The 22,418-nt window shown below is 46.1% G+C and carries 16 protein-coding genes; 6 read left to right on the top strand and 10 right to left on the bottom strand.

The genetic code is table 11. The features are described from left to right. Positions 1-27 precede the first annotated feature (27 nt). From FKQ60_RS08280 to FKQ60_RS08270, 3 genes are all read left to right on the top strand, one after another. Positions 28-711: a response regulator transcription factor gene (locus tag FKQ60_RS08280; protein ID WP_154170198.1), complete on the top strand. Its 684-nt coding sequence runs from the start codon at positions 28-30 to the stop codon at positions 709-711. Continuing rightward, the gene (locus FKQ60_RS08275) at positions 701-2,095 is read left to right on the top strand and encodes a sensor histidine kinase (protein ID WP_170906290.1); all 1,395 of its coding nucleotides are present in this window, start codon (positions 701-703) and stop codon (positions 2,093-2,095) included. Before FKQ60_RS08280 ends, FKQ60_RS08275 begins: the two co-directional genes overlap by 11 nt. Before the next feature lie 291 nt (positions 2,096-2,386). Further along, on the top strand, positions 2,387-4,582 hold the full coding sequence (locus tag FKQ60_RS08270) for a TonB-dependent receptor (RefSeq protein WP_170906289.1): 2,196 nt from the start codon (positions 2,387-2,389) through the stop codon (positions 4,580-4,582). 125 nt (positions 4,583-4,707) lie between these two features. On the opposite strand, the gene FKQ60_RS08265 is transcribed toward FKQ60_RS08270, so the two are convergent. Beyond that, entirely contained in the window at positions 4,708-5,853 is a 1,146-nt protein-coding gene (locus tag FKQ60_RS08265) for a glycerate kinase (protein WP_154170204.1), read from the bottom strand. Between the two features lie 140 nt (positions 5,854-5,993). On the opposite strand from FKQ60_RS08265, the gene FKQ60_RS08260 reads away from it, so the two are divergent. From FKQ60_RS08260 to FKQ60_RS08250, 3 genes are all read left to right on the top strand, one after another. Then, a complete protein-coding gene (locus FKQ60_RS08260) occupies positions 5,994-6,380 on the top strand; it encodes a YacL family protein (protein WP_154170206.1) in 387 nt (128 codons plus the stop codon). Positions 6,381-6,586: 206 nt separating this feature from the next. After that, positions 6,587-6,925 carry a P-II family nitrogen regulator gene (glnK, locus tag FKQ60_RS08255; RefSeq protein WP_004394213.1) on the top strand — a complete coding sequence of 113 codons (339 nt, stop codon included), beginning with the start codon at positions 6,587-6,589 and terminating at the stop codon, positions 6,923-6,925. Between the two features lie 26 nt (positions 6,926-6,951). Further along, a complete protein-coding gene (locus tag FKQ60_RS08250; protein ID WP_154170208.1) occupies positions 6,952-8,181 on the top strand; it encodes an ammonium transporter in 1,230 nt (409 codons plus the stop codon). Positions 8,182-8,233: 52 nt separating this feature from the next. On the opposite strand, the gene FKQ60_RS08245 is transcribed toward FKQ60_RS08250, so the two are convergent. From FKQ60_RS08245 to FKQ60_RS08205, 9 genes are all read right to left on the bottom strand, one after another. After that, the gene (locus FKQ60_RS08245; protein WP_154170210.1) at positions 8,234-9,325 is read right to left on the bottom strand and encodes an ABC transporter ATP-binding protein; all 1,092 of its coding nucleotides are present in this window, start codon (positions 9,323-9,325) and stop codon (positions 8,234-8,236) included. Beyond that, the gene (locus tag FKQ60_RS08240; protein WP_170904704.1) at positions 9,322-10,926 is read right to left on the bottom strand and encodes an iron ABC transporter permease; all 1,605 of its coding nucleotides are present in this window, start codon (positions 10,924-10,926) and stop codon (positions 9,322-9,324) included. Before FKQ60_RS08240 ends, FKQ60_RS08245 begins: the two co-directional genes overlap by 4 nt. A 231-nt stretch (positions 10,927-11,157) precedes the next feature. Next, positions 11,158-12,156, bottom strand: a complete 999-nt coding sequence (locus FKQ60_RS08235) for an iron ABC transporter substrate-binding protein (protein WP_154170212.1) — start codon at positions 12,154-12,156, stop codon at positions 11,158-11,160. A 459-nt stretch (positions 12,157-12,615) separates the two neighbouring features. Then, a complete protein-coding gene (locus FKQ60_RS08230) occupies positions 12,616-14,028 on the bottom strand; it encodes a phosphoglucomutase/phosphomannomutase family protein (RefSeq protein WP_154170214.1) in 1,413 nt (470 codons plus the stop codon). 42 nt (positions 14,029-14,070) lie between these two features. Next, complete coding sequence (locus FKQ60_RS08225) at positions 14,071-16,476, bottom strand: N,N'-diacetylchitobiose phosphorylase (RefSeq protein WP_170906288.1); 2,406 nt, start codon at positions 16,474-16,476, stop codon at positions 14,071-14,073. A 61-nt stretch (positions 16,477-16,537) separates the two neighbouring features. Next, entirely contained in the window at positions 16,538-18,469 is a 1,932-nt protein-coding gene (locus tag FKQ60_RS08220) for a family 20 glycosylhydrolase (RefSeq protein ID WP_154170218.1), read from the bottom strand. Positions 18,470-18,524: 55 nt separating this feature from the next. After that, positions 18,525-20,243: a glycoside hydrolase family 9 protein gene (locus tag FKQ60_RS08215; protein ID WP_154170220.1), complete on the bottom strand. Its 1,719-nt coding sequence runs from the start codon at positions 20,241-20,243 to the stop codon at positions 18,525-18,527. Between the two features lie 154 nt (positions 20,244-20,397). Next, positions 20,398-21,393 (bottom strand): ABC transporter ATP-binding protein, encoded by a 996-nt coding sequence (locus FKQ60_RS08210; RefSeq protein ID WP_004394196.1) that lies wholly within the window; start codon positions 21,391-21,393, stop codon positions 20,398-20,400. Positions 21,394-21,433: 40 nt separating this feature from the next. After that, positions 21,434-22,417, bottom strand: coding sequence for an ABC transporter ATP-binding protein (locus tag FKQ60_RS08205; RefSeq protein WP_004394193.1), 984 nt, complete (start codon positions 22,415-22,417; stop codon positions 21,434-21,436). Position 22,418: the final 1 nt, after the last annotated feature.

The following is a 22,418-nucleotide window of genomic DNA, read 5'->3' as shown; positions in this document are numbered from 1 at the left end:
CAATTCCTATTTGTTATTATTGAGCTCATGCCGACCATTCTAATTGCTGATGATGATCCGATGATGTGCCAACTGCTCGAATCTGTGTTGGTGAATGAGGGCTATCAAGTCATCTGTGCCCATGATGGCGAGCAAGCGTTAACTCAGCTTGCCAGCCATCCCTTTGATCTGGTGTTACTCGATGTGATGATGCCTAAACTCAATGGATTGCAGGCGGCACGGCGCATCTGCCAGCGTTTTTCGACCCCGATTGTCATGATCAGTGCTTTTGCGGACGAAGCGGCAAAAATTGATGGCTATGAAGCCGGAGCGGATCACTATTTAACCAAACCGTTCAGTATTCCGAAATTACTCACTTTGATCAAAGCGACACTACGTCGAGTTGCATTAGAGAAACAGCGTCATACCCATCATTTTGCACTGAATTTTTCAGGGCAACTGTCAGCGCATATGGATACCTTGCGTCGGCTGCCGTTTACCCAAACCGAACTCGATTTAGTGACTTATCTGGCGGCTCATCCGCAGCAAGTGATCTCCAAATCTGAGCTACAGCATCAAGTGTTAAAACGAGAGTTGTGTCCGTTTGATCGTAATTTAGATATGCATATCAGTAATATACGTCGTAAGCTATCGCAAGCTGGATGGCCAAAATCCACCATTCGTACCGCGCGAGGCGTGGGATATCAATTTGCCAGTGCCCATGTTCAATAAAAGACAATGGTGTCTTTTTTCTGGGAACCATATTTGCCAGCGATTGGTGGTGCGTCTTTTTGCCAGTTTAGCGCTCAGTGTGTTGTTGATTTTGCTCTCTTTTACTGCCGTAGAGATGGTGCTCTATGAGCGTTTTTTAACCCTGCCTAATAAAGTCCAACGAGAATTACAACAGTTAAGTGCCAGCGCCAATCAACAGCGCCAGCTCGGTGCAGAGGCGCTAGCGCAATGGGAAATATCTCAGCCTTATTTATTGTACGTAATAGACAGTACTAATCATGTCGTCAGTGGACGAGATATTCACCCTCATGTGCAGATGAAAATGCGTAACGCTCGTCAGCTCACCGAGCCGATGGGAACTCGAGTCTCGAAACCGATGATCATTGTGCCGATGAGCGAGGGATATTCGCTGATGGTTCAGTTACCATGGCAGCAACATCCTGCATCGCGAGCGGGCTATTATCTTTGGTCAACGAATCTGTTGCTCAGCCTATTAATTTTAACCTTGATCTCATGGGTATTAAGTCGTCAATTGCAAAGGCCATTGGGACGTTTACAGTGTGCTAGTCGTGCGGTGGCTCAGGGGATCACAGAAACGCGTGTTTCACAGTCGATAGGCCATAGCCCGTGGGAGTTTCAACAACTGGCGGCTGATTTCGATAACATGGCCGAGCAGATCCAAGGATTGATTGAAGAGCAGCGAAAATTGGTTCGCACTCTATCCCATGAGTTAAAAACACCGCTGACTCGGCAAGCCTTAGCTCTGCATTTAGCCAGCCATACTGATGTTGCCCAAGAGCGCACTCAATGGTTAGTGCGCGCTGAACAAGAAGCTCAGTTGATGGATTCAATGATTGAGAAAATCCTTGAGCTTAGTCGGTTGCGCAGTCTTCATTGTGATGTGGTATTACAACCGTTGGATGTGCAGGCGTATTTAAGTCAGCAAACCGAGCAGTTTCGTCCACATTTACAACCCACTCAGCAACTGCGATTTGTGCCGAGTGGACAAGATGAATGGATACGGGGCGATCGAGTGTTACTCGGCAGTATATTGGATAACTTATTGACTAATGCGACTAAGTACGCGGGTGAGCAGTGTTGCATTACAGTTATGACGAAAAAGCAGGATCGGCAAGTCAAAATCATCGTGATGGATGATGGTCCTGGGGTGGAGAGTGAGCAATTAGAGGCGATTTTTCGTCCTTTTTATCAAACGATGTCGACACTATCTTCTCGTCATGGTTATGGATTAGGTTTGTCGATTGTTCAGCAATCGGTTGAGAAAATGCATGGCCATGTCAGTGCTGAAAATAATCACGGCTTAGTCGTTACGCTGAGCTTTCCTATCTACCTTCCCTCTGAGTTAAGCCACCGTCACGATTAACGATTTACTTTATTTCTCAGAACATTATCCAATTGAGAGGGGGCAATATCATTTTCGATTAGGATGTTGAGAAAAGTTCCCTTTATCAGTGTAAAGAATGTAAAGTAAATACAATTGATAATTATTATTAGTTAGATTCCTTCCAGTGATAGTTCAAGCCCATTTATTTCCAACCCACGTGAAGCTGTCGTTATACGGCAATCATGGTGAGTGCCTCCATCGTTATCGCTGTTGAGCGCCTCCTTGGACCAAACAATGGGCATTATGCAATAAAGATAAAGGAATAGAACCATGTTGTTAACTCGTAAAACGAGCTTAGCGGTGGCGATTGCCTCGCTGTGTCATTTGCCTGTGTTGGCCCAAGTGGAAAGTAAAGCGGATGAAGTAATGGTCGTCACCGCTTCTGGTTTTGAAAAGAAATTGACTCATGCTCCCGCTACCATCAGTGTGATCTCGCGGGCTGATCTGGAAATGAAGCGTTTTGCTAATCTTGCTGAAGCGCTACAAGATCAAGAAGGGATTGATGTTTTTGGTAATACTGGAAAAACCGGTGGTTTGAACATCAGTATCCGTGGTATGCCGTCTGAATATACGCTGATTTTGATTGATGGTCGCAGACAAAATGTCGCGGGAAATATCACGCCAAATGGCTTTGGTGAGATGTCTGGTGGGGTTATGCCGCCGGTTAATGCTATTGAGCGAATTGAAATTGTCCGTGGCCCGATGTCAACGCTCTACGGCTCAGATGCGATGGGCGGGGTTATCAATATCATCACCCGTAAAGTAACCGACACTTGGAATACATCGATCACCCAAGATTATACTTGGCAGCAAGAGCGTGAATTTGGTGATACTCATAAAACCAGTTTGCATACCAGTGGTCCGCTGATCGCGGATACGCTAGGTCTAGCCGTTCGCGGTAGTTTTTATAAACGTAATGAATCCAATCTGACTGCGCAGGGAGCAGATGGTCGCGAGCTAGACGCCCGTGGGCAAAGCAAAGTCGATAATGAAAACTATACCTTTGGTACTCGTTTTGATTACATTGCGATAGACGATCATAACTTATGGTTCGATATGGACTTATCGCGTCAGAATTACGATAACGGTACTCCAGAAAATCGTAAACTGAGCAACAATGATACTGCAACCAATTGGCGCGGTTATGCTGACGAGTTACGCTATGAAAACCGTCAGTTTGCACTCGGTCATACTTCTCAAGTAGATTTAGGGGTATGGGAATCGAGTGTCATGTATAACGTTTCTGAGACCATTGGTCGCACCATTCCGGGGAATCCAAATCGTCCGAGTGGTATCCCAGGTAAGAATGTCAAAGATAAGCGCGAATTAGAAACCACCAATATTGTGTTGGATACCAAACTCAATACGACCATCGGTGATGATCATTACCTGACTGTGGGAGCACAATATTGGAATGCTTCTATGATAGATGGGATGTCTAGTGAAGATTTTGAACAAACTACATGGTCATTGTTTGCCGAAGATGAATGGTTAATCACAGATGCTTTAAGCCTGACTTTAGGTGGACGTTACGATCATCATGATGCTTTTGGTAGCCACTTTAGTCCTCGTGCCTATGCGGTGTACAGCCTTAGCCCAACCATGACAGTCAAAGGTGGTGTGAGCACCGGTTATAAAGCGCCACCAGTTAATGATTTGCACTCTGGAATTAATGGGATTACCGGGCAAGGGACACAAATTACCATCGGTTCTCCGGATCTAAAACCAGAGACCACTCGCACTACCGAGATTGGTTTTTACTACAATGGTGAGCAAGGCATTACTACCAATGTCACGTTATTCCATAACCAGTTTGATGATAAGATCTCAACGGGTACGCCATTATACAACTGTTTCTCATCGAGCAATCCGAACCGTCCTGGCTGCGTGAGTTATGGTGATAACTGGACTCAAGATACTTTTAGCCAACAAACTAACGTTGATGAAGCTTACAGTCGTGGTGTGGAATTTGCTTTTGCGATGCCATTACTCGACACGGTGAATTTCTCGATGAACTACACCTTTACTGAAACGGAAATTAAGGAAAAAGGCAAGGTTGCTGGCGAGCTGAGTGATACACCAAAACACAAAGCCAGTGCGAAAGTGAACTGGGCTGCGACTGAGCAAGCCAATGTTTGGTTAGCAGTGAATTATCGTGGCGAGAGCCGTCGCTTTAATGGTTTAGTGGAAGATCTCACTGCCGCTAATAAAGCGATGTACGATGCAGTAGGTGATATTAAAGCGTATACCCTGTTTGATCTGGGTGGCGCTTATCGGATCAATAAAAACTTCAGTGTCAATGCGACAATATATAATTTATTTAACCAAGATTTTCGTAAGTTCACTGCTTATGAGTATGACGGTGATACCTACTACGCAAGTCAATACAGTAATCTTCAACAATCGACCAAAGGTGCGATTTTAGAAGGACGCCGCTTATGGATTTCGGCTAACTACACTTTCTAAGTCTCGTGTTGAGTGACAAGTCGTGAATAGACAATGCCAGCGATCTGACGATCACTGGCATTTTTATTAATCAGTATGATGTCATGCTGCTTGGTGTAATCTTAATCGTCATTGGCTAAAGACGATTAAGATTGATCCGCGCGAGACAAACGCAATACTGCCGCCACATTACGTGCAGTGAGCTCGATATTTTGTGCTGCTTTAGAAAAAGCGGTCGCTAAATCAACACAGCTTGGTACCACACTGAACACCGCATCCATCCCATGTTGATGCACCACGCCGCAATCGGCAGACAAGCTTCCCGCAATGCCGATCACCGGCACTGAAAAACGTTTGGCGGTTCGCGCTACCCCGATGGGCGTTTTGCCATAAATAGTCTGGCTATCAATGCGCCCTTCGCCAGTAATCACTAAATCGGCATCTTTGACCATGTCACTCAGATTAACTGCTTCCATAACAATCTCAATGCCAGGACGCAGGCTTGTCCCAAGCAAACCAATCAGCGCTGCTCCTAAGCCTCCCGCCGCGCCTGCGCCAGGGATATCTTTGACATCGATTGCCAGTTGCGTTTTGATGATCTGTGCGTAATGGGCAAGATTGGCATCAAGCTGCGCAACCATCTCCGGCGTTGCGCCTTTTTGTGGGCCAAATATCTGCGTTGCCCCTTGTTTACCGCATAAAGGATTATTCACATCGCAAGCCACTTGTAGCGCGATCTTGGCTAAGCGTGGGTCGATAGCAGAGGTATCAATGCGAGCCAGCTTAGCCAATTCTTCACCACCAAAGCCTAGCTCATCGCCTTGTGCATCGAGCATTTTAACCCCTAATGCTTGCGCCATGCCTAAACCGCCATCGTTAGTCGCGCTGCCACCAATCCCTATGATGATCCGTTCCACTCCGTGATCGAGCGCAGATTTGATCAACTCACCTGTGCCATAGCTGGTGGTTTTCATTGGGTTGCGCAGCTCTGGCGCGACAAGGTGCAAACCAGATGCGGCTGCCATTTCTATCACGGCGGTTTTACCATCGCCCATTAATCCGTAGAAACCCTCAATCTGTTCACCTAAAGGGGCGGTGACTGTAGCCATAAAAATGGATCCACCGGTCGCGTCAATTAGGGATTGAACCGTGCCTTCTCCACCATCGGCCATGGGTAATTTTAGGTATTGGGCGTTAGGGAATACTTGTTTAAATCCATTTTCAATCGCGGTAGCCACTTCCATCGCGGTTAGGCTTTCTTTGTATGAATCAGGAGCAATGACAATTTTCATTATTACACCTTATGGGGCTGAGGCCGTTAATTAGAGTAAACCATCGCTGAGCAAGGAGACAGTTGAGTTTCTTTAGTGTCGATAATCATTGATAATAACAAGATTCTATTTATCCCCAAGCATCAATGGCAGAGAACCTGATGGACTACGAATTTAAAAAAAATACCCTCGATGGCAGTTATTACTGCGCATTTTCAATGGGCCATGAAATCATTGGTCGCTGGTTGCAAGAAGAGATCAGCCATGACCGTCAAAAAGTCGATCAAGTGTTACAAGCCATTCATCAAGCCCAGCAAGCGCCGAACCAAGAGCAAGTATTAGAAGGGCGTGAAATTAGCTTGATGATCCTAGCCGATGAAGTGACTGTGCAAGCCAATGTGTTGTCTCATGAGGATGAGTTAGACGTCGAGAGTGACTTTGATTTTTATGATTGTGAAAGCACAGCGAGCTGTGGTTTGGATGATTTTATCTTGATGATTGATCAGTGGTGTGAATTTATTCGCTATCGGCCGACTTCGCTCGGTTAGGTCGAGGCTGACAATACATTGCACAACATCAGTGAAACGTGAAGCGGTTGCTTCAATAGTGGGAATTTACGCACCTTTATGGTGCGTTTTGCATTTTTTAAGCGCTAACTTTAAGTAAATAATCTTTATAAACAATACGTTAAAAAGTTGGCACGTACCTTGGATTGTATGAGTAGGAAATGGATGACTGCGATTGAGAGGATACGATGAAACTGATTAACGCGATAATTAAACCTTTTAAGCTCGATGATGTACGTGAGGCTTTAGCGGATGTTGGCATTGAAGGGATGACGGTGACTGAAGTTAAAGGTTTTGGACGCCAAAAAGGGCACACTGAGTTGTACCGCGGTGCTGAATACCAAGTGGATTTTTTACCCAAGGTGAAATTAGAAATTGCCACTCAAGCTGATAATGTTGATCGCGTTCTTGAGGCGATCATTAAAGCGGCGCACACCGGGAAAATCGGTGATGGCAAGATTTTTGTTTATGACTTAAGCCACGCGGTTCGCATTCGTACTGGCGAAACCGACAGTGAAGCGCTTTAACATTCAATGGATTGGAGAATATGACTATGGAATTGTCACTGACAGTAACTGAGCTGCGCTATGCACTGGATACGTTCTTTTTATTAATTTCTGGCGCATTAGTGATGTGGATGGCGGCTGGATTTGCCATGTTAGAAGCGGGTTTAGTTCGCTCTAAGAACACCACCGAAATTTTAACCAAAAACTTTGTTTTATACGCGATAGCTTGTACCACTTTTTTGATCGTCGGCTATCACATTATGTATGTTGATAATGTTGAAGGTGGTTTATTTCCTTCCTTAGGTGGCTTGATTGGTAGCCAAGAAGAAGGTGCTGATTTTGCTTTGCAAGCGGATTTCTTTTTCCAAGTGGTGTTTGTGGCTACCGCGATGTCAGTGGTCTCTGGCGCCGTGGCTGAGCGAATGAAGCTGTGGGCATTTTTGATTTTTGCACTAGTATTGACCGCATTTATCTACCCGGTTTCAGGTTACTGGACATGGGGCGGCGGCTTTTTGGATGCGGCAGGATACAGTGATTTTGCTGGTTCAGGAATTGTGCATATGGCGGGAGCCTCTGCGGCTTTAGCGGGTGTGCTCTTGCTCGGTGCTCGTAAAGGTAAATATGGTAAAAATGGCCAAATCTTCCCGATCCCTGGTTCAAACATGCCGTTAGCAACCTTAGGTACTTTTATTCTATGGTTTGGTTGGTTTGGCTTTAACGGTGGCTCACAATTAATGATCTCCGATTTTGAGAATGCCACCTCAGTAGCGCAAGTGTTCTTAAACACTAATGCGGCAGCGGCAGCGGGAGCGATTGCAGCGCTACTGGTATGCAAAACTACTTGGGGTAAAGCTGATCTGACGATGATCCTTAATGGTGCATTAGCGGGTTTAGTGGCGATCACCGCCGATCCTCTGTCACCATCGCCTCTCTATTCGGTGGCGATTGGCGCAGTGGCTGGAGTGATTGTGGTGTTCAGTATTGTCGGTTTGGATAAACTCAAAATTGATGATCCAGTCGGTGCCATCTCAGTACACGGTGTGTGTGGTTTGTTTGGTTTGCTGGTGGTGCCTTTAAGTAACCCTGAGGCGACATTAACGGCTCAGTTATTCGGTGCTGCGGTGATTTTTGCTTGGGTGTTTACGGCTAGCTTAGTGGTGTGGGCGATTCTCAAAGCGACGATTGGTATTCGAGTCACTGAAGAAGAAGAAATGCAAGGCATGGACATTCATGACTGCGGCGTTGATGCTTACCCTGAATTTGTCACTCTAAAATAGCGATATTGAATCGTTAATCATCCCCTTACTGAAGGCTCAGTAAGGGGATTTTTTATGCCAGTAAACGGCAAGCGTAAGCGATGTTGGTAATCGCGACCGTTTGACCTACGGCAAATTCAGCGTGACGGTTAGTGATAACTGATAAATTCAGTTCATCGAGTTGTAGGGTATAAAAGTAATCATGGCCACGAAATTCACGGCTGATCACCGTCGCTTGTGTCTGCTGCTCGTTTAGCTGGCTGCTCAGTTGAATATCTTCTGGTCGAATAGAGAGAGTAACACTGGGTTCAGACAATCCGGGAAGCGTGATATTGCCTAAGCGAGTCTGTACCTGATCGCCATCAACTTGACCGGTGATTAAATTAGTATGACCTAAGAATTGAGCAACAAACGCATTGATCGGTTGCTGATAGACCTGTTGTGGCGTACCGATTTGCACCAATTTACCTTGTTGCATCACGCCAATTTTATCGGCGAAGCACAGTGCTTCCGCTTGATCATGAGTCACTAAAATCACCGTTGTTCCTGAGCGCTTAAATAATTGACGCATTTCATTACGCGTGGCTTCACGCAGTGCCGCATCAAGGTTACTAAACGGTTCATCAAGCAGCACTAAGTCGGGCTCAGCGGCTAAGGTACGAGCAAGCGCTACACGTTGTTGCTGTCCACCGGATAACTCGTTGGGATAACGATGACATAAATGGCTTAGTCCCATTAACTCTAACCAAGGGATCGCTTTTTCTGCACGTTGATTTTTGGGCGTCGTACGCATGGCAAACATAATGTTTTGTTCCACCGTCATGTGCGGAAACAGCGCATAATCTTGAAAGACGATGCCGATATTACGTTCTTGAGCGGGTCGTTGAGTGACCTCTTGGCCATGAAGGGCAATCTGCCCTGAGTTAGGTTGCTCAAATCCAGCCAGCATGCGTAATGTAGTGGTTTTTCCGCAGCCGCTGGGACCTAATAAAGCCAAAATTTCACCGGCTTGCAGTTGAAAAGAGACATCGCTGACTGCAGGTTGATCGCTATCGGTAAACCATTTACTTAATTGCTGCGCTTGAATTTGGTATTGGCAATGAGGCGATTTTTCAGTCGCTAAGGTATCTTGCATAGCGTCAATAACAAGGTTGTATGAACTCATTGGGTCCCTTTGATCTTTTCACGATTTAAGATTAAACCGATCGATAAACTAGAAAATAAAACAATCGCCGTCGCAAAGGGGGCGGCCTCTGCCATCAATCCTTCCGAAGTTCGTGAAAACACAGTCACCGCTAAGGTGTGATACCCCGTAGGAGCGAGTAAGAAAGTGATCGGCAGTTCTTTCATGCAGAATAGAAACACCAAAGCGATGGACGCTAAAATACCGCGTCTTAAGCGAGGCAGAACCACATAAAAAAAACTAGCGCTTGAACTGTAACCTAAGGACTGCGCCGCTTCTTCGGTATTTTGACGGGTTTGGATGAGCGCGCTGCGAATAGGGCCCATCGCTAAGGCAAGAGTGGCTAGACTCCAAGTCAGGATCAGCAATGCTAAGGTCTGGTATAAGAAAAATGCACTATGCAGAGCAAAAAACACCATGGCTAAAGCCAGCGTTAAAGGAGGCAGTGCATAACCAATGTAAGCACTGCGTTCCATGGTGCGTGTTAATGGCGATGGATAGCGAGTCACTAAATAACACAGTGGCAGCGCCATCAAAGCCGCCAATAACGCGGCGGGTGCGGCGGCAAAGGCAGAGCGTGCAAAAGTGAAAGGGACTTGCATGAGCAAACTGATATCCGGTGGTATGACGATCATCCAGTAACCGAGCATGGTTAAAGGCAAACCGATGGAGGCGGAAAACACAACAGTGACATAGAACCAGGCTGCAGGAGTCCAAGCCCCTAAGGCGAACGGTTTTGCATGACGAGTAACACCACTACCGACACTGGAGAGGCGTTTCCGTTTTAACAATGAGTATTCAATTAATAAAAAACTGCCCGCTAGAGCCAGTAACATCAGTGATAGCCAAGCGGCGTAAATCCGATCAAATGCCCCTGAATACTGATTAAAAATCGCAAAACTAAACGCTTCATAGCGCATTAAGGCTACGGCGCCAAAATCGCCGAGCACATAAAGAGCCACCACCATGTAGCCAGCGAGGAGCGCTGGTAATAAATGTGGCAGCATCACAAAACGAAAGGTGGCGAATCGAGAATAACCAAGGCTGTAGGCGCTCTCTTCTAAGCTACTGTCTAGACCTAAGAGTGCGGCGCGTAGATTCAAAAAAATATATGGGTAGGTATAAAGCGCCAGCGCCCACACCGCCCCCCAATAGCCGGAGATATTGCTGATTCGAATATCAAATAGGTGAGCTAATGCGCCCATATTGCCGCCGATACCGAGTAGAGCATAAGCCATCACGTAACCGGGTATCGCAAGGGGAACAATCGCGAGAATGGTTAACAGCTGTTTTCCTGCTATCGAGGTACGGGTAACTAACCAAGCCATGGGCAGTGCTAAAAAGGTACAAACGGCTAACACGCCAAAGGTCAGAGATAATGTATTGAGCAAAAGTTGCCAATTGCGCGCTCGAAACACCAATTCAATCAGCTGATCATAATCAGCTTGTGATGCACGCAGAACCAAGTAAAACAGCGGAATGATCATCAATAGCGAGATAACACCAGCACTGAGCAGTAAATAAAACGGAGGACGTTGACCAATCGCTCGTATTGAAAAGTCTGGTTGTGATGAAACACTCATAGGAGTTACTACCTGTATTCAGTGTCCTTGGTGGAGTTTGCTAATTATTACTATCTCTTGATTGAGCGTGATAACGCTGAGACGGAGATAGTCTGATCAAGGCCAAATTATAGGGCCAAGTTGCATACTATAAATTATGATTAAATAGCAAAGCCAATGCTTGCGCACTGGCTTTGTGGTCGAGATATTACCATTAAGGGTAATGAATAAGGTACGAAATTATCGTAAAACTTATAGCAAACCTGCGTCACGCAACAGTTTTAAGGTACCTTGTAAATCAGCCAGTTGATCGAGGTCAATACTGGGTGCTGCTTGCAATAGTGTATCTAGCTCACCCAACACAGGGTTAGGAATGATGCCCTGAGTGACTGGGTATTCACCAACTACTGAGGTGAAGTATTGCTGAGCGGCAGGAGAAAGCATGTACTCAATAAATTGAATCGCTTGAGGCTGCTTTTTACTGCTTTTTAACACGGCAACACCCGCGACATTAACTAAGTTACCAATATCACCTTCGGCAAAGTAAGTCTGCTTGGCTGGGAAGTTCGCATTGGCGGCAACAAAGCGTGGTAAATAGTAGTTATTGACCAACGCAAAATCAATTTCGCCATCGCCAATGGCTTGTACTTGAGTGGTGTTATTACGATAAATTTTCGGTTGGTTGGCTTTCATCGCCTTTAACCACGCCAAGGTTTTCTCGTCACCATGCTCAACACGCATTGCGGTAACGAATGACTGGAAGCCACCGTTGGTTGGTGCAAGACCAAAACGGCCTTTGTATTTTTCTGACGTTAAATCAAACACAGAGGCTGGAATATCTTCCGCAGAAGCGCGTTCAGTCGAATAAGCGATCACGCGTGAGCGGCCACTGGCGGCAACCCATTGACCTGTTTTACTGGTATAAATCTCAGGTAGCTGTTTGTAAACCGCTTCTGGTAGCGTGGCTAAGAGACCTGCGTTAGCCAGTGCTCCCATCGCACCTGCATCTTGTCCCCAATACACATCAGCTGGTGAGCGAGCGCCTTCTTCTTGCAATAACACCGCAAGTTGAGCGGTATCACCATAACGTACGTTAACTTTAATGCCACTCTGCTTTTCAAATTGTTCGATGATCGGTTTAACAAGCGTTTCACCACGGCCTGAATAAAGCGTGATGTCTTGAGCGTGGAGTAATGGGGCGGTGATGAAACTACTGACTAAAGCGACAGTTGAGAGCAACTTCTTTTGCATGAATAAACCTTTTATCTCAATGAGTAGGACGATCGACGGTATTTGGCTTTACTTACTGCACTGGCATTAAGCGTTATCGATGCCATTGTATAAATAAGTTTGATAATTATTATTAATCGCACTCTTTGGGTCAATAGCTAGTCATGGTGGAAAATCTCAAAAATCAATAATGTGATTTAATGCCTTGAAAGAAAACAATAAAATCAAGAGTTGAGTAATTGTAACAAATTGTATGATAAGGCAGGGGGGGGAAGCGGCCTGAGCTTTATCAAAAGATAGGAAGATAAAGACGCTAGGTTGGCCGCTTTATTCGAGTATTGGAAGAAGTGAAAGTACGATGACTTTCACTTCGATATTGTACCCCTAGGGTTTGTTTATCTTTCGAGCTGATTTTTGCAGCAGTTTGTGGCTTCTTTATACAAGGCAGACCCTAGTGAGCCTACTGAACTTTAATCGGGATTAAAGTTGTAAAAACGCTTTCATTTGATCGACTAATCGTTCTGCGGTGGGCTTATCTGCCATCTCGGCAAAGATTCTCAGTAAAGGTTCCGTGCCGGAAAAACGGGCAATGATCCAGCCGCCGTTGGAAAAATAGACTTTCGCTCCATCTTCATAGCTGACTTTTTCTATCTCATCGTCAAAGTCTGGCAGCTGTTTTTCAACATACAGCTTATTGTATAGAGAGGCCTTTTGCTGCTGACTAAATTTACAATCCCCTTCGGCGGTGTAAGCATAACCATAGCGGCCATAGATCTCTTGCAATAATTCAGAGAGTTTTTTGCCAGTGACACTGAGCATTTCAACCAATAAGCTAGAAGCAAAGACGCCGTCTTTACCTTTGATATGCCCGCGAATGGTCAAGCCCCCTGAACTTTCACCGCCAATCAAAGCATCAGCCGCTTCCATTTGTGAAGAAATATGCTTAAAGCCAACCGGAACTTCAAAGCATTGCTCGCCATGATCCGCGGCAATTTTATCCAATAGATGCGTAGTGGCAATATTACGTACTACCGAACCTTTCCAGCCTTTATATTCCAGTAGGTAATAGTAAAGCAGCATTAGCACTTCGTTGGGATGAATAAAATGGCCTTTTTCATCAATAATCCCCAGTCGATCCGCATCGCCATCGGTGCCAATGCCAATGTCATAACCTTCATTTTTCACTAGGTGTTGCAGGCGATATAAGGTAGCGGCACTGGGCGATGGCATTAATCCACCAAAATCAGGATTTTTCCCATCGTTGATCACATCAACATCACAGCGGCCATTGATCAGGACGGTTTGTAGTGCATTTTTCGCCACGCCAAACATAGGATCGATCAATACCCGTAAATTTGCTTTACGGATCGCGTCAATATCAATCAAGTTAATGATCGAATCGACAAAATCATTCATTGGATTAATGTTGATGATAAGTTGTTCCGCGATAGCTTGCTCAAAATCGAGCGATCGAATGTCGCTAAGCGTCAACCTTGCTGTCTGTTGTTCAATTTTTTTCGTAATAATTTCATCAGCGTCACGTCCACCGCGGATAAACACTTTAATGCCATTATAATCGGCAGGATTATGTGAGGCGGTAATGCAGGCCGAGTAAGCGCAGTCCATAACTTTTGCTTGAAACATCACCACCGGCGTGGGGACAAATTTATTAATAAAACTGACCACGATGCCATTGCCCGCAAGGACTTCTGCAAACCAGCGCCCGGCCTTATCGGATAAAAAGCGGCGATCATAGCCAATCACAAAGCCTTGCTCTGCCACTTGTTCTTGCTGAATGATGTTGGCTAGCGCTTGTGCGACGATGCGTACATTGTCTTTGGTAAACTCTTCACCAATAAAGGCTCGCCAGCCTCCGGTACCAAATTGAATCATGCTTCTCTCCTTAGAGGGGCGCAAAAATGCGCCCCAAGCTGTTTAGCCCATTGTGACGATGACTTGATTGACTGAGCCTGCTGTTTGCACCGGAATCGCCCCTTCAATCGCTTGACCGTTCAAAGTGATCGATTTCACACCTTTAGAAACGTGATCAGGGTTTTCCACCTTGATCTGATAGGTCGCATCGCGCCATTGACGGGTGACTTCAAAACCAGGCCATGAGGTTGGGATGCAAGGATCGACATCTAAGCCCTCAAAGCCAGTGCGAATCCCCAATATAAAGTTTGTGGTGGCGTAGTAAGCCCAACCAGAAGTACCAGTCAGCCAAGGATGGTTGGCTCGACCATGATCCTTATGATCGCGACCCATGATGAACTGCACATAGGAGTAGGGCTCAGCGATACGAGTTTCGATATGATCGTTTTGATTATAAGGATTGAGCGCATCGTACAATTCCATCGCTCGATCGCCACGGCCGAGTTTTGCTTCAGCCACCCATGCCCAAGGGTTAGGGTGAGAGAAAATCGCGCCATTTTCTTTTACCCCTTGGTAAACACGAGTCACAAAACCAATATCATCATTTGGGGTCGCAAAGGATGGCGCATTGAGATGCAAGCCATATTGAGAGAAGAGGTACTCATACACTGCATCCATGGCTTTGATGCCACGTTCGTGGCTCACCGCACCAGACAGCACAGCCAGTGAATTGGATTCCAGATGCACTTTGCCTTCCACTTGGTCAAAAGTGCCAATCTTATCGCCATCTTTAGTCAGGCCGCGAATGTACCATTGACCTTGTTCATCCCATAAATGGGTTTCACACGCGGCGCGCACCCCGTTAGCCATGGCTTGGTATTTATCGGTGGCCGCTTCATCGTGACGGAATCGAGACAGTTCGAGGAATGCTTCTAGTGCCCAGAAGTGAAGGAAAGACACCATCGCCGATTCACCACCGCCAAGATTCAGACAGTCGTTCCAGTCGGCGCGTAGACCTTTACAAATTCCGGTTTGACCCACGTATTCGGCGGAGAAATCGAGCGCAGCCATCATATGCTGGTACACGGTGGCATCACCGCCATCGGCATAAGGAATCACTTGATCGATAAAGGCCATATCGCCAGTCTCTTTCACGTAATTTAAGATGGTCGGCACGATCCATAGGTGATCGTCAGAGCAGGTGTCTTTGATGCCGTGGATCTTATCGTCATCAGAAGGCGTTGGAACGACGGTTGGCGATTTTGATGGTTTGACATTGGCTTTTTCTGGATCAAACCAGTCTGGATCAAAAAGGTGTAAACCGTAGCCCGCTTGCACTTGACCACGCAGCAGATCAACTAAGCGTTTACGGGTCATTTCAGGGTTAGTATGAGGCACCGAGATGGCATCTTGAGCGGTATCACGATAACCAAGCCCAGTACGGCCACCCACTTCGATGAAAGAGGCAAAGCGTGACCAGACTACGCAGGTTTCCGCTTGGTAGAGCGTCCAAGTGTTAATCATGGTATCCAAGCCTGGATTAGGGGATTTGACTTGGAACTTGGCGCAGCGTTCATCCCAATGGGCTTTTATCGCTGCCAATGCTTGATCAACCTGTTGTGGATCTTGATATTTTTCACGTAGTCTTGCACCGTTACCTTTACCGACCCCTAATACCACAGCAAAACGGACTTTTTCTCCGGGTTGGAGGACAAACTGCTTATGCAGCGCACCACAATGGTTATAGCAAGTTTGTGCGCTGTTTGAGCATCGACCTTGCTCTACCGCAATTGGGTTGGCTTCATCACGGTACATGCCGAGGAATTGGTCACGTTGACCGTCATAGCTATCGGCATCGAAGGTCGCGGTGAGATAATAAAAACCTAAGAAATCATCAGTGTTGTAATACAGATCGTATTCAATCACCCCTTCTTTATATTTAGTACCAGCAGAATAAAGTGACATCTGATGGTTTTGGTTATCAGATTTAATATGGCTAAAGGAAAATTCAACATAGTTGAAAGCACTGATGGTCCGCGTCTCATTGGACGTGTTTTCAATCACCATATCCCACAGTTCAGCATCTTCTCCTTTGGGTACAAACAGCGTTTTGCTGGCGACGATACCTTGGTATTCGCATTTAAAAATTGAGTAAGACAGACCATGGCGAACTTCATAGTTGGCTTGGGCAAGGCTTTTCGCCACCGGCTGCCAAGAAATAGACCAAAAATCACCACTGGTATCATCACGTAAATAAACATAATGACCGGGACGATCTTGAGTAAAGTTCGGTCGAAACTTAGTGACACGATTGTACTCAGGAGAATGATAGAAAGCGTATCCGCCAGCGTTATGTGAAATCACGCTGCAGAATTTTTCTGTGCCAAGATAGTTGGTCCACGGGGCCGGAGCATCGGGGCGAGTAATGACGTATTCGCGATTTTCATTATCGAAATAGCCGTATTTCATGATGTTTTCCTTTTCAAACACTGCTCAATGGGGCAGATAAAAAATAAAGAGTTAAGTGGATTTAGTTCTGCTGCTTTGCTTGCCATGGATGGCGATAGTCAATACCTTGCTGCTCAAGTAGCGGCAGATGACCTTTTAAACGTGTCAAATAACCGGACCAATCACGATGCTGTTTTTCGGTCCAGCCAGCTTCGGCGAGAGCGGTTAAGCGTGGATAAATCATATAATCGAGACGTGATGGGTTATTGATTCGTTCGCACCATAGGGCGCATTGAATACCGAGGATACGTTTACGCAGCGGATCGTTATCGGCGACCTCAGCTAATGGCTCATAGCCATAAGCGCGTTCTAGCGGTGTCACTCCGGCCCAATCAACACCGGGTTCTTCTGGCGCGTAATCTTGTACGATGTCTAAGTAGGTAAATTGTCCCGGTTGTAAGATCACATCAAAGCCTTGCTTGGCGCAGTGCAAAGCGGCTTTTTCCGACAGCCAAGAGTAGATCACGGTATCTTTACTGACTTTATTGCCATGGTGCGCCTCTTCCCATCCGACCATGCGTTTACCCAGTGACTTAAGTTTTTGCTCGGCATAACGCAGCAGATGACCTTGTAATTCATGGCTACTGGTATAACCATGCTCTGCCATTAAGGCTTGGCACTTAGGGCTATTGAGCCAGACACCCTCAGGGACTTCATCGCCACCGATGTGAACCCATGGGCTTGGAAACAGGGCAGCGACTTCTTCTAAAACCCGATCAATAAACTGATAGGTGCCGGGCAGAGCGGGAGAGAGCACGTTATCGGTATAATATTGAATACTGCGATAAGCTGACTTGTCTTCTCTATCGATTAACCACTCAGGGAGTGACTTGATGGCCGCGCGGCTGTGACCGGGAATATCGATTTCTGGGATGACCGTGATCCCACGCTCAGCGGCATAGGCAATCACCTCTTTGATTTCGTATTGACGATAAAATCCCCCATGACGTTCCGTGAGCGTGCTGTACTGGGGCTCTAGTTCCTCATCAACACCGCGCCATGCGCCAATGTCCGTTAGTTGCGGCAGCGATTTAATTTCAATCCGCCAGCCTTCGTCATCGGTTAAATGCCAATGAAAAGTATTGAATTTGTAGTAGGCCAGTTGATTGATTAAGCGTTTAACCGTTTCTAAAGAGTGAAAATGTCGTGCGCAATCGAGCATCATGCCTCGGTAGTCAAAGCGCGGAGCATCACTAATGGTTAGGCAGGGAAAATCGACAACCGGATCATTGTGTTGAGCGAGCTGTAATAGCGTAGCGCTGGCATACATAAAGCCGGTTTCGCTATTGGCGAAGACGCGAATGGTTTGTTGGTCGATCTCCAATTGATAACTTTGTGCATCAAGTGTTGGTTTAAGACAATAAAGGATCGGCGCGGCTTCCGCTTGCTCCTCAATAGGGAATGCGTATAACGCCATCAGCTGCTGTTGAAACCACTGACTGGCGTGATGAGCTTTTTCCGTTTGTATTGCGAATCCACTTTGGCGAGGTAAAGAGAGCTTGCCCTCGAATCGCTGCAGATGATTAGGGTAGGGAATTAAACACAGCTCTGCGCACTCAACCGCCTCGACAACACTGCGCCGTTTATGGCTAGACAGCAGAGCGATGGGCGTGACGGTAACGGTTTGGCGATGAATAGTATTGGCACTTGACCATTCGATAAAAGCCTCTTTAATACCGTCGGTATAAAAGTGGAATGGTGCGGTTTTTATGCTAAATTCACAGTAAAAGTGACTATTGGCAGTTAAAATCTGGCAATTAGGCTCGATGGTGCAAAAGCTCCCTGTTTGCTGTAGCTGACCTTGAGTGAGGGAATTGGGGTCAATATAACGCTCAATCACAAAGTGTAAGCGCCAGTCAGTCAGGGGCTGATCGCTTAGATTATGCAAGGTTAAGCCAAAACGGCAATGGCTAGCTTGCTCGCTCAGCACAGCAAAATCCATTCGATAATTCATACTCTATCCTTACTGCCATTGACGTTGAGCAAGTGAGTTAAATGCGGACTCATGGTTATTCTCCTACGGAGGTAAAGTGAGCAAACTGAGTGGTCATTGCTAACAAATACCAAGCGGCATGAGGCATCCACTGCTCTGCCCAGCGCCAGTTTTGTAGCAAATCGTCTTTTTGTGGTTCAGGGTTAAAAGCGATATCTTGCTCATCATCAAATCCTGCGGTAATCCCATTGCAGATCCCGCCTTTGGCATTAAAAAAGCCCAAATCTGGTAAATAATCGGGATTATGATGGCCATGACCATCGAGCATGCAGAGGTCATAAGGATTAAGCCCTAAGATCCAATTCAGTGAATTGTGGGCTAGTGCAAGTAATGACTGACTCAGGCGGTTATCGGTAAGATAAGGCTGTACTAAGTAAGCCATACTGGCTAATGAAGCGAGCCGAGCATTTTCTCCTTGCCACCAGTAACCAGTTTCGTTGTCGTGAGCCATGAAAAAAGCGCTGCGTTTTAGGCCTTTAGTGTCACATACGTATTGTCGTGGGTAACCGAAAGGATTGTGTACTTGCGAGCTAATGGTCAGTTCAAATTGACAGGCTTGAGTCACCACCTGCTGCACAACTTCGCGCTGGGTCAGTTCAGGCTCAATTGCCAGATATTCACACAGTGCAATCACAGGCAAACCAGCTTCAACCCCATGATAATAAGGGCGCGAACCGTCCTGATTGGCTGACCAAAAATGGTTATGCTGTTCATCACTCATTTGTCGAGCAGATAAACGCTGAGCCCATTGGCGAGCTTCGAGTAAATAGTCGGCTTGCTGAGTACTTTGATAGAGCTCACAACTGGCTAATAGGGCGCAATATTCATCAATGATATTTTCTTGCTGATCATCTAGATAAGCGAGATTGGCCGTTAGCAAATGTTGATAACCTCGCTGTGCTGCTTCTAGGTATTGCTGCTGAGTAAACTCGCCGTGCTCGGATAAGCGAGCAGCCGCCGCTAGCGCGGCAATCGCCACTCCTGCACCTTGACGAAAGCCAGCTTGATAATCGGTAGATTTGCGCCCTTGTTGAGTGGCATAGCTACAAATTTCGCGTTGTTTGGGATCTTTACTCCACTTGTCAAATACTGTGACATAAAAAAAACCCTCGGCGTTTTGCATACGAACGAGAAAATCAGCACCAAACAACGCCTCTTCCATGAGACGAATGCGAGAGAAATCAGCAAAACCCGAGTGATGGTTTAAAAGCGCTAACCCTTTGAGCATATTCCATACCACCATAGGTGTTTGTTGTGGGTTCAAATAGTTAGCGTAAGAAAGGTGACTGAAGTATTTACTGACGTCACCAGAAGCATCGTACCAACCGCCGTGCACATCGGCAGTGAGTGAAGTGCCCAGCAGTGGTACTTGCTTATCTTGTCTATCGAATACGCCAGCACAGCGTTGTGATTTAAAATAATGCAGTACATCCGAAAAGGTACGCTGCATCAGTAGCCCAGATTGAATAGTAAAAGTGGCTGAGCGTGCGTTATCGACACAAAGATAGAATTGACCAATTTGCGTGATGGCCGAAAAATCGAGACGATGAAAATGCCCCTGATGCCAACCATCGACTTGGCCACCAAATTCAATCGCAATACGAGCCATAGTTTGATGTGTATGCGCACATACCAAGCGGGCTTCTTCAACGTAAAAAGCCGATTGATAGGTCAATAATACGGCCTGTTTAGGTCCCAACGCTTCATAACCAATGTGGTTAATGAGTAATTGCATTCCTCTCTCCGTTAATCACGCAAAATCGTTGTTATGTTGATGATTCAATAGTTATTTATCTCCTTGCTACTTGACGCTCCAAGTTGTTTGCAGATAGCGATTCGACATTTCCTTATCGTGACCCCAAAGTCGCGAGCCAACGATAAGGCTAGTATTAATGTTCAAATAAATAACAGCGCACAAAATGGTTTTCTGATAGCTGGGTTACCTCGGGCAGTTTTTCTCGGCAGCGCTCGCTGGCGTGCAGGCATCGCCCAGCAAAGGGACAGCCAACGGAGTCGGGTGTCCAGAGTGGAATTTCACCTTTATTGCCTTTGAGTTTTTCATGAATCGACTTTTTAGGATCGGGAACCGCAGAGACGAGCAACTGGGTATAAGGATGCTGTGGATCGTGAATGATCTCATCGGTGTCTCCCCATTCAACCATATGACCGACATACATCACGGCGAGATCTTCGGCAATATAACGGGCGGTGGCGATATCATGGGTGATGTAGAGTAGAGACATCTGTTTTTCAAACTTCATCTCTTGCATTAAGTTCAAGACCCCAGCACGAATCGACACATCGAGCATCGAGGTTGGTTCATCAGCGAGTACCACTTCTGCGCCAACGGCGATATTACGAGCTAAGTTGATGCGTTGTCGCTGTCCACCAGAGAGCTGATGAGGGTATTTTTCAGCGGTCTCTTTCGGCGGAATCAAACCAACCTGCTCAAGCAAATCATACACTCGCTCTTGCAGCTCTTTTTTATTCCCCGGTGTGACTTTTTTATGGATCAGTAGCGGACGAGCGATGTGATGAAAAATAGTATGGGTTGGATTGAGCGATCCAAAGGGATCTTGCCATACCATCTGCACACCCTCACGGTAGTGCATTAAATCTGAACGTGATTTAATGTTAAGAATATCTCTGCCTTTGTATTCAATCGTTCCTGAACTAGGGGCATACATCTTGGCGATCATTTTGGCCGTGGTTGATTTCCCTGAACCAGATTCTCCCACGACTGATAAGCCACGACTTTTGTACATTTTAAATGATACGTCATTGATAGCGCGCATCATCGGTTGTTTAAGACTATTGCTATTTAGTGGAAAATCCTTGACGAGATTTTTACCTTCCACCAACAGTTGGCCTAATACATTACTCATTGTTATCTCCAGAAATTCAGTTGTTTGCCTACCTCAATACTCATGCTTTTCGCTGAGCAATCGGCTCACCATAGAGATGGCAATTCGAGAAGCGTCCTTGTTCAATTAGACGCAACTCAGTGGGCACTTTGCTGCAGGCTTCATGAACGCGATCGCAGCGAGCTTGAAAACGGCAACCATGGGGAATTTCCAATAAGTTCAGTGGATTGCCAGGGATTCCTGTGAGTTTATTTTTCGGTCCGGTTAAGGGTGGGAACGAGCTGCCTAGTCCTTTGGTATAAGGGTGATAAGGGGTCTCTAAAATTTGTTTAGAAGGAGCCACCTCAATCAGTTCACCAGAGTACATAATCCCAATCCGGTCTGAGAATTCGACCATCAAAGACAGATCGTGAGTGATGAACAAAATGGCAAAGCCAAATTCCTCTTTTAACGCATAGATCTTTTGCAAGATCTCTCGTTGGACGACCACATCCAATGCAGTAGTGGGTTCATCCATAATGATCATTTTCGGATTAAGGGCTAAAGCAATCGCAATTACTAGCCGTTGACGCATCCCTCCGGAGAATTGATGCGGATAGTCATTGAGACGGCTAGGATGAATATCGACAATCTCTAATAAGCCTTCAGCACGCCGTTTCGCTTGTGAGCGGCTCATATTGGTATGACGCATGATCACATCACAAAACTGCTCTTCCATGGTTAATACTGGATTGAGCGCATTCATCGCACTTTGGAAGACCATCGACATTTGGCTCCAGCGAAAGGACTGCATACGTTCTTCACTGTATTGCAAAATATTTTCGCCGTTGAAGATGACTTCTCCCCCAGTAATAAATGCGGGCGGCTTATGTAAACGCATTAACGAGAAAGCGACGGTCGATTTACCACAACCAGATTCGCCAGCGAGGCCAAAGATTTCTTTTGGCGCAATATCAAAGCTGACATTATTACAAGCGCGAACATCGCCCGCATCGGTAATATAATCAACACAGAGGTTGCGGATTGAGATAATAGGTTGGGTCATG

Origin of the sequence: Vibrio sp. A11 (genome assembly GCF_013048705.1) — a bacterium.
Classification (GTDB): Bacteria; Pseudomonadota; Gammaproteobacteria; order Enterobacterales; family Vibrionaceae; genus Vibrio; species Vibrio metschnikovii.
Note: the sequence above shows the minus strand (reverse complement) of the source record. Positions and strands in the feature narration are given on the sequence as shown.